Genomic DNA, 14,525 nt, shown 5'->3' with positions numbered 1-14,525 from the left:
AGTCCTTGGGGCTCCTCGGCTCACCACTGGACGGTCCGCGACAGGTCGCGGCGGGACCGCGGCCTGTCGCGGTCTTTTTTCCACCCGGATGGTAGGGCAGGCACTACCACGAATATGGGTGACAGCGGCAGTTCGCCCACGCCGACGGCTCAATGATGCTTGGCTTGGATCCCGTCGAGCATCGGAGCGATTTTGGCAGACAGCACGATCGAACGCGCCCCCGTGAGTCCGGAGAGGAAAGGCAGCGACTTCTCCCAGCTCTCACGCCGCATCGTCCAGGAAGGACTGCTCGATCGCCGGCCCGTCTACTACACGGTCAGGATCGCCACGGTCGTGACCTGCTTCGTCGGCGGCTGGGTGGCCTTCGCCCTCGTCGGCGACTCCTGGTGGCAGATCCTCGTCGCCGCCTTCCTCGCCGTCGTGTTCGCCCAGATGGGGCTGCTGGCCCACGACCTGGCGCACGGGCAGGTGTTCCGCTCCCGCCGCCCCAGCCGGATCGCCGGCCACCTGGTGGGCAACCTCGGCATCGGCCTCGGCTACGGCTGGTGGACCGACAAGCACACCCGCCACCACGCCAACCCCAACCACGAGGACCATGACCCCGACGTGGCGCCCGACGTGCTGATCTGGTCCGCCAAGCAGGCCGAGGTCAGCAAGGGCCTGCCGCGCTTCATCGGGGGCTGGCAGGCGTTCCTGTTCTTCCCGCTGCTCACGCTGGAAGGGCTCAACCTGCACATCTCCAGCCTGCGCGCACTCCGCCGGCCCACCCTGAAGCACCGGCGCACCGAGGCGGTGACGCTCATCGTCCACGACCTCGCCTACCTGGGCGCCGTCTTCGCCGTGCTGCCGGTCGGCAAGGCGCTGGTCTTCCTCGCCGTCCACCAGGCCCTGTTCGGCGTCTACCTCGGCTGCACCTTCGCCCCCAACCACAAGGGCATGCCGGTGCTCACCGGTGAGGACCGGCTGGACTTCCTGCGCCGCCAGGTCCTCACCTCCCGCAACGTGCGCGGCGGCCACCTGATCAACACGGCGCTGGGCGGGCTCAACTACCAGATCGAACACCACCTGTTCCCCAGCATGCCGACACCCAACCTGCGCAAGGCGCAGCCCATCGTGCGCGAACACTGCGCGTCGCTCGGCGTCGAGTATGTCGAGACCGGGCTCATCGACTCCTGGGCGCAGGCCATGCGCTCCCTGCACGAGGCGGGCGCGTCCCTGCGCGGCGGCGGCCGGTCACAGGCCTCCGCCGGCTGACCGTACGGCCACCACCGTCAACTGCGGATGCTCGTACTCCTCCTCCACCACGAACCCGGCGTCGGTGAGAATCGTCCGTAACGCCAGCCGTACGGCGGTGCGGAGGGTGTCGTACCTGCTCTGGTGCTCGATGGGCGGCTCGTCCGGCGCGCCCCAGCGGACCAGGACACCGCGCCCGGGCTCGTGCCAGACGCCGAGTCCGCCGTCGGCCGGTATCACGGACGGCTCGACGGTGAATCCGGCGCCGGCTAGCTCCCGGCGGACGAGATGCTCCAGCTCGGGGCCCTCGATCGCGGCGGTGTTCATCAACCACCGCTGCCCGGTCACGGCCGCCCCGAACCTCCCGCCCGCCCCAGGAGGCCGCTGTCCGGGGTAGTCTTCGTCGCCTTGCTACGAGGGGGGCGCCGGAATGCGGATCGAGCAGGCCAAGAGGATCGCCCGGAAGTGGGTGCTCGACGAGGGCACCCGCCTGCCGGGATTCGCCGGCGCCCTCCTCACCGGATCCACCCTGTGGTCCCACCCGAACACGGTGCTCCCTACCACCTCCGACGTGGACATCCTCGTAGTCCTGGATCCCCTCCCACCCGCAGCCGGCGGCGGCAAATTCCATTACGACGGCCTCCTCCTGGAGACCTCCTTCACCTCCTGGCAATCCCTCACCCCAACCCCGAACCCCCTACGGCGGGAGTTCGGTCCACCACCGGACCCAGGACGGCGGGAATTCGGCCCGGCAGCGGATCCCGTGCGGCGGGAGTTCGACACCTCGGCGGAGTTCGTACGGCAGGCTGAGGCGATCCTTGGCCACTATCACCTCGCGGGTGCCTTTCATCGGCCCGGTGTGCTGGCCGACCCGACAGGCCGGCTCACCGCGATTCAGCGGATCGTGGCGCGGCACTTCGCCGAGCGGCGCTGGGTGCTTGAACGCTGTAGGCACGCGGAGAACAGGGTGCGCGACTGGATCACCGGCATGGACGACCAGGTGTCGCTGCCGGAGCAGGTCACCGCGTGGCTGTTCGGCACCGGGGTGACGACGCACGTCCTGCTGGTGGCGGGCCTGCGCAACCCGACCGTCCGCCGCCGGTACGAGGCCGTGCGCGAGCTGCTCGTCGAACGCGGCCTGGCCGGCCACCACGAGCACCTGCTCGACCTGCTGGGCTGCGCCGAGCTGAGCCCCGAGCGGGTGCGGCATCACCTGCACCGCCTGGAGCGGGCCTTCGACACGGCCAAGCGGGTGCCGGCCCCGTCCTACCGATTCGCCTCCGACATCACCGAGCAGGCCAAGCCCATCGCCATCGGCGGCTGCCACGACCTCATCGACAGGGGCCTGCACCGGGAAGCCGTCTTCTGGCTGGTCGCGACCTTCGCCCGCTGCCTGGCCAAACTGTCCGCCGCCGGGCACCCCGCACCGGCGGACGACCTGGCCGAACTGCTCGCCGACCTCGGCGCCGAAACCCCTGCGGACCGCCGCCACCGCGGTGACCAGGTCATAGCCGCTCTCCCCGACCTCCGCCACCTGGCCGATTCCCTGGCCCCACCCTGACACCAGGCCCTCAGCCGCCCCCTCACAGGGCTACGGCTCCGACGGCAGCACCGCGCACGCCGGTCTCGTCGAATCCGGCCTGACCCGAGACGAAGATGCCTCCGGCCGCGTCGCTTGTGTAGATGGGGGTAAGGACTTACCTCACCATGACACCGCGTCCTTCCCGCGCAACTAACGTGAAAGGAGTCGATGGTCACGCCCACCCGTTCTGGGCCGTGGTGACATCCCCTCACCATTGCTGGGCTGCCTGAAACGCAGACGGGGGAGGCGGAGGTTCGGATGGCGAAGATTCTTTTCGTGATGACCGGAACGGCGTACTGGACGCTCAAGGACGGCACCAGGCACGCGACGGGATACTGGGCCGAGGAGTTCGCGGCCCCCTACAAGGCGTTCACCGAGGCAGGCCACCAGATCGTGGTCGCCACCCCTAACGGGGTGGTGCCGTACGTGGACATGATGAGCCTGCGCCCCGAGATAGCCGGAAGCGCGCGGATAGCGCTCGATCTGGAAGAGACCATCCGCTCCGCGGAGGTGATGCGACGACCGATCACGGTGGCCGACGCCCGCCTGGATGACTACGACGCCCTCTACCTGCCGGGCGGCCACGGTCCCATGGAAGACCTGTGCCTCGACGCGGACGCCGGCCGGTTGCTGACCGCCGCACTGGCCTCCGGCAAGCCACTCGCCATCGTCTGCCACGCTCCGGCCGCGATGCTGGCGACCAGAATCCACGGCGTATCGCCCTTCGCCGGCTACCGCGTCACCGCGTTCACCAACGAGGAAGAGAACGCGGTCGGGCTGGCTCCCAAAGCCCGCTGGCTGCTGGAGGACGAACTCGTCGACCTCGGTGTCGACTTCACCAAGGGCGACATGTGGAAGCCCTACACGGTGGTCGACCGGAATCTGTTCACCGGGCAGAACCCCGCCTCGGCGGCCGAATTGGCCGGACGGCTGCTCGAGGTCTTTTAGCCGGCTGTCCCGCCGTCCCCTCGACCGAGCGTCGCGCCCCCGGCGTCACCGCCACGTGTGCTTGTGGCCGCTACGGGGCTTGATCGACTCGAGTGCCTTCGCCCGGCCCACCAGGCCCGTGACCTAAGCGCGCACCTCAAGGCCGAGGGCGGTGGCCACGACGGTCGCCTGGTAGGGGTCGATGACGGCCTTGCCGAGCTTGACCGTGTGCGGGTCGAGGTCTCCCAGGTCGCTGCCGCGCAGGTCGCAGCCTGTGAGGTCGGCGCTGTGCAGCCACGCCCCCGACAGGTCGCACCGCCGGACCTCGGCGCCCTCCAGCCTGACCCCTGTCAGGTCGGCCTCGCGCAGCCGTACGCCGTGTAAAGCGCTGCCGCGCAGGTCGGCGCCCGGCAGCCCGACGAAGGACCAGTCGCCGCCGTCGACCTTGAGCAGCCCGTAGGAGCAGCCGTCGAACATGCTGCCGGTCAGCTTGCAGCCCTTGAACGTCGCGTCGAAGAACGAGCAGCGGGAGAAGGTGCAGTTGAGGAAGAGGGCGTCCTCGTGCTCGGACACGTTGAAGCGCACGTTGCGGAACGAGCACTCCTCGAAGGACGAGCCGCGGTTGATCAGCTCGGTCATGTCCACGTCGACGAACAGCACCCGGCGATAGGTCTCCCCGGTCAGGTCACGCCCGTCCCAGTCGGCGGACCTGACCGTGGTCTCGGTCGGGGGTGCCGGCATGCCGTGCTTGCGATCGGCCATGTGCTCTCCGTGTGCTGCCTGGTCGACGCCATGAAGGTGACGCCGGAGAGAGTCTGCCACCCGCCACCGACAGAACGGCCGCCCCGCCCCAGCCCGACGGGCCGAAGCGTCGTGACGGGTCAGGCCCGCTTGGCGATGTTCTCGATCAGCGGCTGCACGGCCTTGGCCGCCAGCGGCCCGAACGCCGCCAGGATGAGCACGTACGCCGCCGCCAGCGGACCGAGGTCCGGGTGGACCCCGGCCGCCACCGCCAGACCGGCGATGACGATGTTGAACTCACCCCGGGGGATCAACGCGATACCGGCCCGGGCCTGACCGGCCTTGGCGATCCCGGCCCGCCGAGCCGCGTAGATGCCGGTCATCAGCTTGGTGATCATGCTGATCAGGGCCAGCAGCGCGGCCAGCCCGGCGACCGGGAGGATCTTCACCGGGTCGGTCTGCAGGCCGAAGAAGACGAAGAACACGGCCGCGAACAGGTCCCGCAGCGGTGACAGCAGCGCCTGCGCGTCATGCGCTAGCTGGCCCGACAGCGCGATCCCGACCAGGAAGGCGCCGACCGCGGCCGACACCTGCAGCTGCTGCGCGATACCGGCGACCAGCAGGGCGAGTCCGACTATCTTCAGCAGCAGCACTTCGTTGTTGGGGCTGGAGACGAACGCCTCGATGAAGCGCCCGAACCTGAGCGCGACCACCAGCACCACGCTCACCGTGCCCAGCGCGATCGCCACGGTCACCGCGCCGCTCACCAGGCTGAGCCCGGCCAGCAGGGCCGTCAGAATCGGCAGGTAGACCGCCATCGTGAGGTCTTCGAACACCAGCAGCGACAGCACCGTGGGTGTCTCGCGGTTACCGATCCACCCCAGGTCGGACAGCACCTTGGCGGTGATTCCGGAGGAGGTGGCGTAGGTGACGCCCGCCATGGCGACCGCCGCCACCGGCCCCCAGCCGAGAAGTAAGGCGCAGATCGCGCCGGGCGCCGCGTTGGCCACCAGGTCGACGATGCCCGCGCGGGCGTTGCTCTTGAGGCTGGTGACCAGCTCGTCGGCGTTGTACTCCAGACCGAGCGTCAGCAACAACAGGACGACGCCCATCTCCGCGCCCACGGAGATGAACTCCTCGCTGGTGGCCAGCGGGAGTACACCGCCGGTGCCGAAGGCGAGACCGGCGATCAGGTAGAGCGGAATGGGCGAGATGCCGGCGCGCAGCGCCAGGGCACCCAGAACACCCAAACCGAGAAGTACAGCCCCGACTTCGAGGAAAAGTATTGCCGTGTGATGCACCCGCGGCCCTAACCCTCAGCCAGGATGTGGGCGACGTCGGACGTGGTGTCGGCGCTGCCGACGACGACCACTATGTCGCCTGAGGCGAGCATGAAGTCCGGCCCCGGGCTGGCGAACACCTGTCCGGCGCGGACGATCGCGACGATCGACGCGTTCGTACGGGTCCGTACGCGCGCGTCACCCATGGGCCTGTTGACGTACGGAGACGTGGGAGGAATCGGCAGCTGGAGGCTGACCAGCCCTTCGACCTCCTGATGCGCCTGGTTGAGCCGCTGCACGATGCGCGGGGCACCGAGCAGCTCGACCAGGGCGTCGGCCTCTTCGTCGTTGAGCTTGACGACCTCACACGCCCGGTCGGGGTCCTCGCGGTCGTAGACCACCAGGTCGCGCCTGCCGGTCCGATGCGATACGACGCCGATCCTCTTCCCGGACTGGGTGGTGAAATCGTGGCGCAGGCCTATCCCTGGCAGCGCCGTCTGTTCGACCTCCACCGCTGAATCCCCACCCATCTCGATTGCGAATAAGCGCGCTAACCCTACCAATTCTCCCTGATGACCGCGCCTTGAGGTAGTAGCGAGGACGGTCGGCCAAAGATCTACCTGACGCTCGGCCCTTACCCCCACGGCCGGGCAGTCACCCTGAGTCCGAAGCCGCCCGTCACCCTCGTCCCGGCCGCTCTCACCCCGACGGAGTGAGGGGGTGTGAGAAGCGGGACAATGAAAGGGCCTACAGCGCGCGCCAGGGGGGAGTTATCGACCATGTCGCCCTTATCTGACCCCCTGGCGGTCGCTCCCATCCGCCTGGTGCTGGTCGAGGATCACGACATGGTGGCCGAGGCCATCGGCATGGCGCTCGGTCACGCCCCGGGCATCGAGGTCGTGGCCAGGTCCAGTTCGATCGCGGCGGCGGTGACCGACACGCGCCGCTGGCGGCCCGATGTGGTGGTGCTGGATCGCCGCCTGCCCGACGGCGACGGGATCGCGGCGATCGGCACGATCTCGGCGGCCGCTCCCGAGACCCGCGTACTGGTGCTGACGGCCGAGGCGTCCGCCTCGGTGGCCGTGCGCGTGGTCGAGGCCGGCGGCGCCGGCCTGGTGGAGAAGTCGTCCGGGCTGCAGGAACTGGAGGCGGCGGTGCGCGAGGTGGCGGCGGGCGGCGTGGTGTTCGCCCCGGGCCTGCTGTCGGGGGTGCTGGACCGGCTGACCGGCCGTACGTGGACCGCGGGCGGGGCGCTGACCGGCCGGGAGCGGGAGACGCTGCTGCTGCTGGCGGAGGGCGTGAGCACCGACCAGATCAGCGAGCGGCTCGGCGTGGCGCGCAACACGGCGCGCAATCATGTCCAGCGCGTGCTGGAGAAGCTCGGCGCCCGGTCGAAGCTGGAGGCGGTGGCGATCGCCAGGCGCGAGGGCCTGCTTGACTAGTGCATCTGCACTATAGGCGACTGGCCGAATGCATCAGGCATCCCGGCACGGCTGCGTCTCGTGACCAATCCTTGGGTGTCCGACAGTGGAACGATGGGCATCCGTACTGAGTCGTTCACGGTGGAGCGCCACCTGAGCGAGGAGATGGGCAGCATCACCGTGGCACGCCAGATCGTGCGCGACGCCTTGGACGCCTGGCACTACGCCGGACAGCACGAGGACGTGCTGCTGGTCGTTTCGGAGTTGGTGACCAACGCGCTCATTCACGGGGCAGGCGCCCCTGTGCTGCGACTGACCGGGGGATCGACGCATATCCGGATCGAGGTCGGCGACTCCAGCGAGGAGATGCCGCAAGCGCGCGAGCCCGGCCCCGGCAACGGATGGGGCATGCACGTCATCGGACGACTCTCCTCCCGCTGGGGGATATCACAGCACGAAGGCGGAAAGGTGGTCTGGTGTGAGCTCGCGGCACCACTCGCTGCACTTGCTCCCGACCCCACCCGCGTCTGAATCCGAGCCGTTGGCACGTGGCCGCACCGGCATGCGAAGCTGCCCTATGCCCGAGTACGAGCACGTCGACCTGAACCTGCTGATCCAGTGCGTGGTCGACTACGCCATCTTCATGCTGGACCCGACCGGCCACGTGGTGAGCTGGAACCCCGGCGCTCAGCGGATCAAGGGTTACCGGGCCGAGGAGATCATCGGCAGGCACTTCTCGGTGTTCTATCCGCCGCAGGAGGTGACGGCGGGCAAACCCGATCGTGAGCTGGCCACGGCGACCGTCGAGGGGCGGCTGGAGGACGAGGGCTGGCGGGTGCGCAAGGACGGCACCCGATTCTGGGCCAACGTGATCATCACCGCGCTGTACGACGAGGCGGGGCACCTGCGCGGATTCGGCAAGGTGACCCGTGACATGACCGAGCGGCGCACCGTCGAACGCGCCCTGGACGAGCGCGGCCAACTGCTGGCGCATCTGGTGCAGGCCCAGGAGATGGAGCGGCGGCGCATCGCCTGGGACGTGCACGACGACACCATCCAGTCCATGGTCGCCGTCGGCATGCGCCTGCAACTGCTCGCCACCAAGGCGCCGGCCGAGCACGCGGACGCGCTGCTGCGGCTCAACGAGACGGTCAACGCCTCCATCGGCCGCCTGCGCAACCTCACCTTCCGGCTGCACCCGCCGGGCATCGACAGCGACGGCATGGTGCAGGGCCTGTCCAGCTATCTCGACCAGGTGGTGGTGGGTGCCGGGCTGACCTACGAGCTGACCCACGACCTCGACGCCGAGCCGCCGTCCGAGACGGCGATCACCATTTTCCGCATCTGCCAGGAAGCTCTCACCAACGTCCGCAAGCACGCCAGGGCGAGCGCCGTGAAGGTCTCGCTCACCTCGGCCGACCAGGGCGTGTACGTCCGGGTGACCGATGACGGCGTCGGCTTCGCCGAGCAGGTGGACAGCCAGGTCAAACGCGGCCACTTCGGCCTCATCGAGATGCGCCAGCGCGCCGAGGTCGCCGGCGGCTGGTGGAACATCCGCAGCGAGCCCGGCTCCGGCGCCAGCGTCGAGTTCTGGGTGCCGGCCGTGCGGCGCGAGGCGCCATGAGCGAACCGCGCGAACGGCCCGAACAGCTGAAACGGCCCGAACGGCCCGAACGGCTCACCGTGCTCATCGGCGACGACGAGCCGCTGATCCGCGAGGTGCTGAGCGAGGTGCTGGCGGCGGAGCCCGACCTGGACGTGGTCGCGACCGCGAGCGACGCCGACGAGGCCATCCAGCTCGCGGTCCGGCACACCCCGGTGGTCGCCATCCTCGACGTCCGGATGCCGGGCGGCGGCGCCTGGGCGGCGCACGAGATCCGCCGGCTGTCCCCGCGCACCCGCGTCATGGCCTTCTCCGCGTACGGCGACCCCGGGGCCGTCGACGAGATGCGGCGCGTCGGCGTACAGGAGTATTTAGTCAAGGGCCTGCCCAACACCGACATCGTGGCCGCGGTACGGCGCGTCGCCGCGGTGTGATCAGCCGAGCAGCTCCAGCGTCTGCCTGGCGATCTCCCACTCCTCGTCGGTGGGGATGACGAGCACCGCCACCTCCGCGCCGGGCGGCGAGACGGCCCGCTCGTCATCGCGCGCGGCCTCGTTGCGCTCCTGGTCGACGACGATGCCGAGCCGGTCGAGCCCGGCCAGTGCGGCGGCCCGGGTGGCGGCGTCGTTCTCGCCGACGCCGCCGGTGAACACGACCGCGTCCACCCGGCCGAGCACCGCGTAGTAGGCGCCCACGTACTTGCGGATGCGCCGGCAGTAGACGTCGAGGGCGAGCCGGGCCCCGGCGTCGCCGGCCGCGGCGCGCCGGCGGACCTCGCGCATGTCGCCGGTGCCCGCGAGCCCGAGCAGGCCACCGCCGTGGCCGAGCGCCTTCTCCACGTCCTGGGCGTCCAGTCCGGCGACTCTGGCCAGATAGCCGCACAGGGCCGGGTCGACGTCCCCGGACCGGGTGCCCATCACCAGCCCTTCCAGCGGCGTCATTCCCATCGAGGTGTCGACGCTGCGGCCGCCCTCGATCGCGGTGGCGCTGGCGCCGTTGCCGAGGTGCAGCACGATCAGGTTGACCTCGTGCGGGTCGCGGCCCAGCAGGGCGGCCGCCCGCCGGGACACGTACGCGCACGAGGTGCCGTGGAAGCCGAAGCGCCGCACGCCGAGCCGCTCACGCCACTCGCGCGGCACCGCGTAGGTGTACGCCTCCGGAGGCAGCGAGAGCTGGAAGGAGGTGTCGAACACGGCCACCTGCGGCACGCCGGGGAAGGCCTCCTGCGCCACCCGGATGCCGGTGACGTTCACCGGGTTGTGCAGCGGGGCCAGCGGCGCCAGCTCCTCGACGGCGGCGATCACCTCCTCGTCGACCAGCACCGCCGCGGGGAACCGGGTCCCGCCGTGCACCACCCGGTGCCCCACCGCGACCGGGTCGAGCTCGGGTCCCGCCGTCCGGAACGCCTCCAGCACCGCGCGCAGCCCCTGCGCGTGATCGGCGAAATGCCCCTTCTTCTCGTACGGCGGCCCGTCGGCGAGGTGATGGGTCAGCAGGCCCGCACCGTCACCGATGCGCTCGATCAGCCCTCTGGCGGGCCGGGCCCCCGAGGCGGTGTCGATGAGCTCGTACTTGATGGAGGAGGAGCCGGTGTTCAGGACGAGTATGTGCTGGGCCATGTCCATCCACTGATCTCGGGGGCGTCCTCGCCGTGGACGCGGGTGTGGGCGCGAGCCCGCAACCTGGCGTCCGACATGCGCTGGCGCAGGTGGGCGGCCTTGCTGGCGAGGCCGGGGACCCGGTCGATGACGTCCATGACCAGGTGGAAGCGGTCGATGTCGTTGAGCATGGCCATGTCGAAGGGCGTGGTGGTGGTGCCCTCCTCCTTGTAACCGCGTACGTGCAGGTTGGCATGGCCGTGCCGGCGGTAGGTGAGCTGGTGGATCAGGGTGGGATAGCCGTGGAAGTTGAAGATGATCGGCCGGTCCGTGGTGAACAGCGTGTCGAACTCGTTGTCGGGCATGCCGTGCGGGTGCTCGGAGGAGGGCTGCAGGCGCATCAGGTCGACCACGTTGATCACGCGGACCTTCAGCTCGGGCAGCTCCTCGCGCAGGATGGCGGCGGCGGCCAGGGTCTCCAGCGTCGGCACGTCCCCGGCGCTGGCCAGCACGACATCGGGCTCGACGCCGTCGTCGGTAGAGGCCCAGGGCAGGATGCCCAGGCCGCGGGTGCAGTGCGCGATCGCCTCGTCCATGGTGAACAGGTCGAGGACGGGCTGCTTGCCGGCCACGATGACGTTGACGTAGTCGCGTGAGCGAAGGCAGTGGTCGGCGACCGAGAGCAGCGTGTTGGCGTCCGGGGGCAGATAGACGCGCACCACCGAGGCCTTCTTGTTCACCACCACGTCCAGGAAGCCCGGATCCTGGTGGCTGAAGCCGTTGTGATCCTGCCGCCACACATGCGACGACAGCAGGTAGGTGAGCGAGGCCACCGGCCGCCGCCACGGGATCTTCTGCGACGACTCCAGCCATTTGGCGTGCTGATTGAACATCGAGTCGATGATATGGATGAACGCCTCGTAGCAGTTGAACAGGCCGTGCCGGCCGGTCAGCAGATAGCCCTCCAGCCAGCCCTGGCACAGGTGCTCGCTGAGCACCTCCATCACCCGGCCGCCGGGCGCGAGATGCTCGTCGGTGGGCAGCCGCTCGGCGTTCCAGGCGCGGTCGGTGGTCTCGAAGACCGCGCTGAGCCGGTTGGAGGCCGTCTCGTCGGGCCCCATCAGCCGGAAGGTGCGCGGATTCGCGGCGATCACGTCGCGCAGCAGCGTGCCCAGCACCCTGGTCGGCTCGCTGGTCTGCACGGCGGGCGACTTGACCTCGACGGCGTGCGTACGGAAGTCCGGCAGGCGCAGCGGGGCCAGCAGCTCGCCGCCGTTGGCGTGCGGGTTCGCGCTCATCCTGCGGGCGCCCTCCGGCACCGTCCCCAGGATCGCCGGGATCGGTCCGCCCCCCTCGTCGAACAGCTCCTCCGGCAGGTACGAGCGCATCCACTCCTCCAGCATCGCCAGGTGCGCCGGGTTGTCGCGGACCTTGGCCAGCGGCACCTGGTGGGCACGCCAGGTGCCCTCGACCGGCAGGCCGTCGACCTCCCGCGGGCCGGTCCAGCCCTTGGGCGTACGCAGGATGATCATAGGCAGGCGGGAGTCGTCACCGGCGCGGTAGGCGGCGATCTCGTCGAACACCTCGTCCAGCGTGCCCGCCATCTCCGCGTGGTCGGGCCCGACCAGGTGCGGCCGGTAGCCGTAGCCCTCCAGCAGCTTGAACAGGTCCGCCTCGGGGATGCGCGCCAGGATGGTCGGGTTGGCGATCTTGTAGCCGTTCAGCGCGAGAATCGGCAGCACCACGCCGTCGCGTTCGCGGTCGAGCAGCTTGTTGGAGTGCCAGCTGGCCGCCAGCGGGCCGGTCTCCGCCTCGCCGTCGCCGATCACGCAGGACACCACCAGGCCGGGGTTGTCGAAGGCGGCGCCGTAGGCGTGCGCCAGGGCGTAACCGAGCTCGCCGCCCTCATGGATGGAGCCGGGCGTCTCGGGAGCCACATGGCTGGGGATGCCGCCGGGGAAGGAGAACTGGCGAAACAGCCGCCGCATGCCCTGCGCGTCCTGGGTGACGTCAGGGTAGCGCTCGGTGTACGAGCCCTCCAGCCAGGAGTGCGCCACCGCCGCCGGGCCGCCGTGCCCGGGGCCGGCGATGTAGATCATGTCCTGGTCGCGCTCGCGGATGATCCGGTTGAGGTGGGCGAAGCAGAAGTTCAGCCCAGGGGTGGTGCCCCAGTGCCCCAGCAGGCGCGGCTTGATGTGCTCCGGCCGCAGCGGCTCGGTCAGCAGCGGGTTGTCCAGCAGGTAGATCTGCCCCACGGACAGATAATTGGCCGCCCGCCAGTAGGCATCGATGTTCTCCATGGTGTGGCCCATGCCCTCTGCAAGGCAGGTGTAGACGTCACCCGGGCCGGCGGCGCCATGTGATCGCCGGAAGACATCGGAGGGGTGGGCTATCACCTCCCCTGGGCGGCTGGTTTAAGGTGCGAATATGTCCCTCCGCAGTTCGCAGTGGTATTCCGGTAATGACAGAAACTCCTACATGCACCGTGCCTGGATGCGGCGGGGCCTGCCTCGCGAGGCGTTCGACGGCGAGCGCCCGCACATCGCGATCGCCAACACCGCCTCCGACCTGACACCCTGCAACTCCCATCTGAACGAGGTCGGCAAGAGCGTCGAGCAGGGCATCTGGGCGGCCGGCGGCATCCCGCTCAACCTGCCGGTCGTGTCCCTCGGCGAGACGAACGTCAGGCCGACCGCCATGCTCTGGCGCAACCTCGCCGCCATGGCCACCGAGGAGATGCTGCGCGCCAACCCGATCGACGGCGTGGTGCTCCTCGGCGGCTGCGACAAGACCATCCCGTCGCTGCTCATGGCCGCCGCCTCCGTGGACCTGCCCGCCGTGGTGATGCCCGGCGGCCCGATGCTGACCGGCACCTTCCGCGGCACCCCGCTCGGCTGCGGCACCGACGTGTGGCGGCTCAGCGAGGAGGTGCGCGCCGGCACGCTGTCCAGCAAGGCGTTCCTCGACTCCGAGTCCGCGATGATCCGCAGCCGCGGCCACTGCAACACGATGGGCACCGCCTCCACCATGGCCTGCATGGCCGAGGCCCTCGGCATGACCCTGCCCGGCACGTCCGGCACCCCGGCCCCCGACAGCAGGCTGCTCGAACGCTCCCACGAGACCGGCCGCCTCGCCGTCGACCTGGTCCGCGAGGGACGCCGCCCGAGTCAGGTGATGACCCGCGGCTCCTTCCTCAACGCCATCGTCACCCTGGCCGCGACCGGCGGCTCCACCAACGCCGTCATCCACCTGCTGGCCATCGCCGGCCGCCTCGGCGTCGAGCTCGACCTGGACGACTTCGACCGCACCGGATCAGGGGTGCCGCTGCTGGTCGACCTCCTGCCTGCCGGCCGGCACCTGATGGACGACCTGTTCCGCGCGGGCGGGCTGCTCGCCGTGTTCAAGGAGATCGCCGACCTGCTCGACCCGACGGCGGTGACCGTCACCGGCCGCCCCCTCGTCGACTACCTCGCCGACGCGGAGATCTGGGACGAGAGCGTCATCCGGCGCCGCGCCGACCCGCTGCTGCCCGACGCCGGCATCGCCGTGCTGCGCGGCAACCTCGCCCCCAACGGCGCGGTGATCAAGCCCGCCGCCGCCTCGCCCGAGTTGCTGCAGCACCGTGGCCGGGCCGTCGTCTTCGACAGCATCGAGGACGTCTACGCCCGGCTCGACTCCCCGGAGCTCGACGTCGACGAGACCTCGGTGCTGATCCTGCGCGGCTGCGGGCCCAAGGGCTACCCGGGCATGCCGGAGGTCGGCAACCTGCCGTTGCCCGCCAAACTGCTGGCCAAGGGCGTGCGCGACATGGTGCGGATCAGCGACGCGCGGATGAGCGGCACCGCCTACGGCACGGTCGTGCTGCACACCTCGCCCGAGGCCGCGGCCGGCGGGCCGCTCGCCAGGGTGCGCACCGGCGACCCGATCGTGCTCGACGTGGCGGCCAGACGGCTCGACGTCGACGTGCCGGAGGCCGAGTTCGCCGCCAGGAAGCCCGCGATGGACGGCCACGCCGAGCCCGTACGCGGCTGGCAGCGCCTCTACATCGACCATGTCACTCAGGCCGACCGGGGCGCCGACCTCGACTTCCTCACCGGGTCCAGCGGAGACTATCCCGGCCGCGAATCCCACTGATCTCGC

At 70.1% G+C, this 14,525-nt stretch carries 14 protein-coding genes; 8 read left to right on the top strand and 6 right to left on the bottom strand.

The genetic code is table 11. The features are described from left to right. The first annotated feature begins 192 nt into the window (after positions 1–192). Positions 193–1,254, top strand: a complete 1,062-nt coding sequence (locus tag IEY87_RS15345) for a fatty acid desaturase family protein (RefSeq protein WP_225277304.1) — start codon at positions 193–195, stop codon at positions 1,252–1,254. On the opposite strand, the gene IEY87_RS15340 is transcribed toward IEY87_RS15345, so the two are convergent. Beyond that, complete coding sequence (locus IEY87_RS15340; RefSeq protein WP_189139288.1) at positions 1,234–1,581, bottom strand: hypothetical protein; 348 nt, start codon at positions 1,579–1,581, stop codon at positions 1,234–1,236. The genes IEY87_RS15345 and IEY87_RS15340 overlap by 21 nt on opposite strands. Before the next feature lie 82 nt (positions 1,582–1,663). On the opposite strand from IEY87_RS15340, the gene IEY87_RS15335 reads away from it, so the two are divergent. Together IEY87_RS15335 and IEY87_RS15330 are read left to right on the top strand one after the other, a co-directional pair. Next, the gene (locus tag IEY87_RS15335) at positions 1,664–2,794 is read left to right on the top strand and encodes a hypothetical protein (RefSeq protein ID WP_189139287.1); all 1,131 of its coding nucleotides are present in this window, start codon (positions 1,664–1,666) and stop codon (positions 2,792–2,794) included. Positions 2,795–3,073: 279 nt separating this feature from the next. Then, the gene (locus IEY87_RS15330; RefSeq protein WP_189139286.1) at positions 3,074–3,763 is read left to right on the top strand and encodes a type 1 glutamine amidotransferase domain-containing protein; all 690 of its coding nucleotides are present in this window, start codon (positions 3,074–3,076) and stop codon (positions 3,761–3,763) included. Positions 3,764–3,886: 123 nt separating this feature from the next. On the opposite strand, the gene IEY87_RS15325 is transcribed toward IEY87_RS15330, so the two are convergent. From IEY87_RS15325 to IEY87_RS15315, 3 genes are all read right to left on the bottom strand, one after another. Continuing rightward, entirely contained in the window at positions 3,887–4,504 is a 618-nt protein-coding gene (locus IEY87_RS15325; RefSeq protein WP_189139285.1) for a pentapeptide repeat-containing protein, read from the bottom strand. Between the two features lie 119 nt (positions 4,505–4,623). Beyond that, on the bottom strand, positions 4,624–5,784 hold the full coding sequence (locus IEY87_RS15320; protein ID WP_189139284.1) for a cation:proton antiporter: 1,161 nt from the start codon (positions 5,782–5,784) through the stop codon (positions 4,624–4,626). 8 nt (positions 5,785–5,792) lie between these two features. Next, complete coding sequence (locus IEY87_RS15315) at positions 5,793–6,275, bottom strand: cation:proton antiporter regulatory subunit (protein ID WP_189139283.1); 483 nt, start codon at positions 6,273–6,275, stop codon at positions 5,793–5,795. Positions 6,276–6,542: 267 nt separating this feature from the next. On the opposite strand from IEY87_RS15315, the gene IEY87_RS15310 reads away from it, so the two are divergent. From IEY87_RS15310 to IEY87_RS15295, 4 genes are all read left to right on the top strand, one after another. Next, a complete protein-coding gene (locus IEY87_RS15310; RefSeq protein WP_189139282.1) occupies positions 6,543–7,205 on the top strand; it encodes a response regulator transcription factor in 663 nt (220 codons plus the stop codon). 93 nt (positions 7,206–7,298) lie between these two features. Next, positions 7,299–7,715: an ATP-binding protein gene (locus IEY87_RS15305; protein ID WP_189139281.1), complete on the top strand. Its 417-nt coding sequence runs from the start codon at positions 7,299–7,301 to the stop codon at positions 7,713–7,715. 46 nt (positions 7,716–7,761) lie between these two features. Continuing rightward, on the top strand, positions 7,762–8,808 hold the full coding sequence (locus IEY87_RS15300; protein ID WP_189139280.1) for a PAS domain-containing sensor histidine kinase: 1,047 nt from the start codon (positions 7,762–7,764) through the stop codon (positions 8,806–8,808). Then, a complete protein-coding gene (locus IEY87_RS15295; protein ID WP_189139279.1) occupies positions 8,805–9,221 on the top strand; it encodes a response regulator in 417 nt (138 codons plus the stop codon). The genes IEY87_RS15300 and IEY87_RS15295 overlap by 4 nt, the downstream gene beginning before the upstream one ends. Here the strand turns inward: IEY87_RS15295 and IEY87_RS15290 are convergent, their stop codons facing one another. Together IEY87_RS15290 and IEY87_RS15285 are read right to left on the bottom strand one after the other, a co-directional pair. Then, positions 9,222–10,406, bottom strand: a complete 1,185-nt coding sequence (locus tag IEY87_RS15290) for an acetate/propionate family kinase (protein ID WP_189139278.1) — start codon at positions 10,404–10,406, stop codon at positions 9,222–9,224. Continuing rightward, a complete protein-coding gene (locus IEY87_RS15285; RefSeq protein ID WP_229699336.1) occupies positions 10,382–12,685 on the bottom strand; it encodes a phosphoketolase family protein in 2,304 nt (767 codons plus the stop codon). The genes IEY87_RS15290 and IEY87_RS15285 overlap by 25 nt, the downstream gene beginning before the upstream one ends. Before the next feature lie 127 nt (positions 12,686–12,812). Between IEY87_RS15285 and IEY87_RS15280 the strand changes: the two genes are divergently transcribed. Beyond that, positions 12,813–14,519 (top strand): IlvD/Edd family dehydratase, encoded by a 1,707-nt coding sequence (locus tag IEY87_RS15280; RefSeq protein ID WP_189139276.1) that lies wholly within the window; start codon positions 12,813–12,815, stop codon positions 14,517–14,519. Positions 14,520–14,525 lie beyond the last annotated feature (6 nt).

The organism is Nonomuraea glycinis (genome assembly GCF_014646515.1).
Classification (GTDB): Bacteria; Actinomycetota; Actinomycetes; order Streptosporangiales; family Streptosporangiaceae; genus Nonomuraea; species Nonomuraea glycinis.
The sequence above is the reverse complement of the archived record's forward strand: the minus strand, read 5'-3'. Positions and strand labels throughout refer to the sequence as shown.

Excerpts from the sequence above, each read along its gene's own strand:
- IEY87_RS15335 (WP_189139287.1), top strand. The coding sequence starts at position 1,664 with ATGCGGATCGAGCAGGCCAAGAGGATCGCCCGGAAGTGGGTGCTCGAC.
- IEY87_RS15330 (WP_189139286.1), top strand. The coding sequence starts at position 3,074 with ATGGCGAAGATTCTTTTCGTGATGACCGGAACGGCGTACTGGACGCTC.
- IEY87_RS15325 (WP_189139285.1), bottom strand. The coding sequence starts at position 4,504 with ATGGCCGATCGCAAGCACGGCATGCCGGCACCCCCGACCGAGACCACG.
- IEY87_RS15310 (WP_189139282.1), top strand. The coding sequence starts at position 6,543 with ATGTCGCCCTTATCTGACCCCCTGGCGGTCGCTCCCATCCGCCTGGTG.
- IEY87_RS15305 (WP_189139281.1), top strand. The coding sequence starts at position 7,299 with ATGGGCATCCGTACTGAGTCGTTCACGGTGGAGCGCCACCTGAGCGAG.
- IEY87_RS15300 (WP_189139280.1), top strand. The coding sequence starts at position 7,762 with ATGCCCGAGTACGAGCACGTCGACCTGAACCTGCTGATCCAGTGCGTG.
- IEY87_RS15295 (WP_189139279.1), top strand. The coding sequence starts at position 8,805 with ATGAGCGAACCGCGCGAACGGCCCGAACAGCTGAAACGGCCCGAACGG.
- IEY87_RS15290 (WP_189139278.1), bottom strand. The coding sequence starts at position 10,406 with ATGGCCCAGCACATACTCGTCCTGAACACCGGCTCCTCCTCCATCAAG.
- IEY87_RS15285 (WP_229699336.1), bottom strand. The coding sequence starts at position 12,685 with ATGGAGAACATCGATGCCTACTGGCGGGCGGCCAATTATCTGTCCGTG.
- IEY87_RS15280 (WP_189139276.1), top strand. The coding sequence starts at position 12,813 with ATGTCCCTCCGCAGTTCGCAGTGGTATTCCGGTAATGACAGAAACTCC.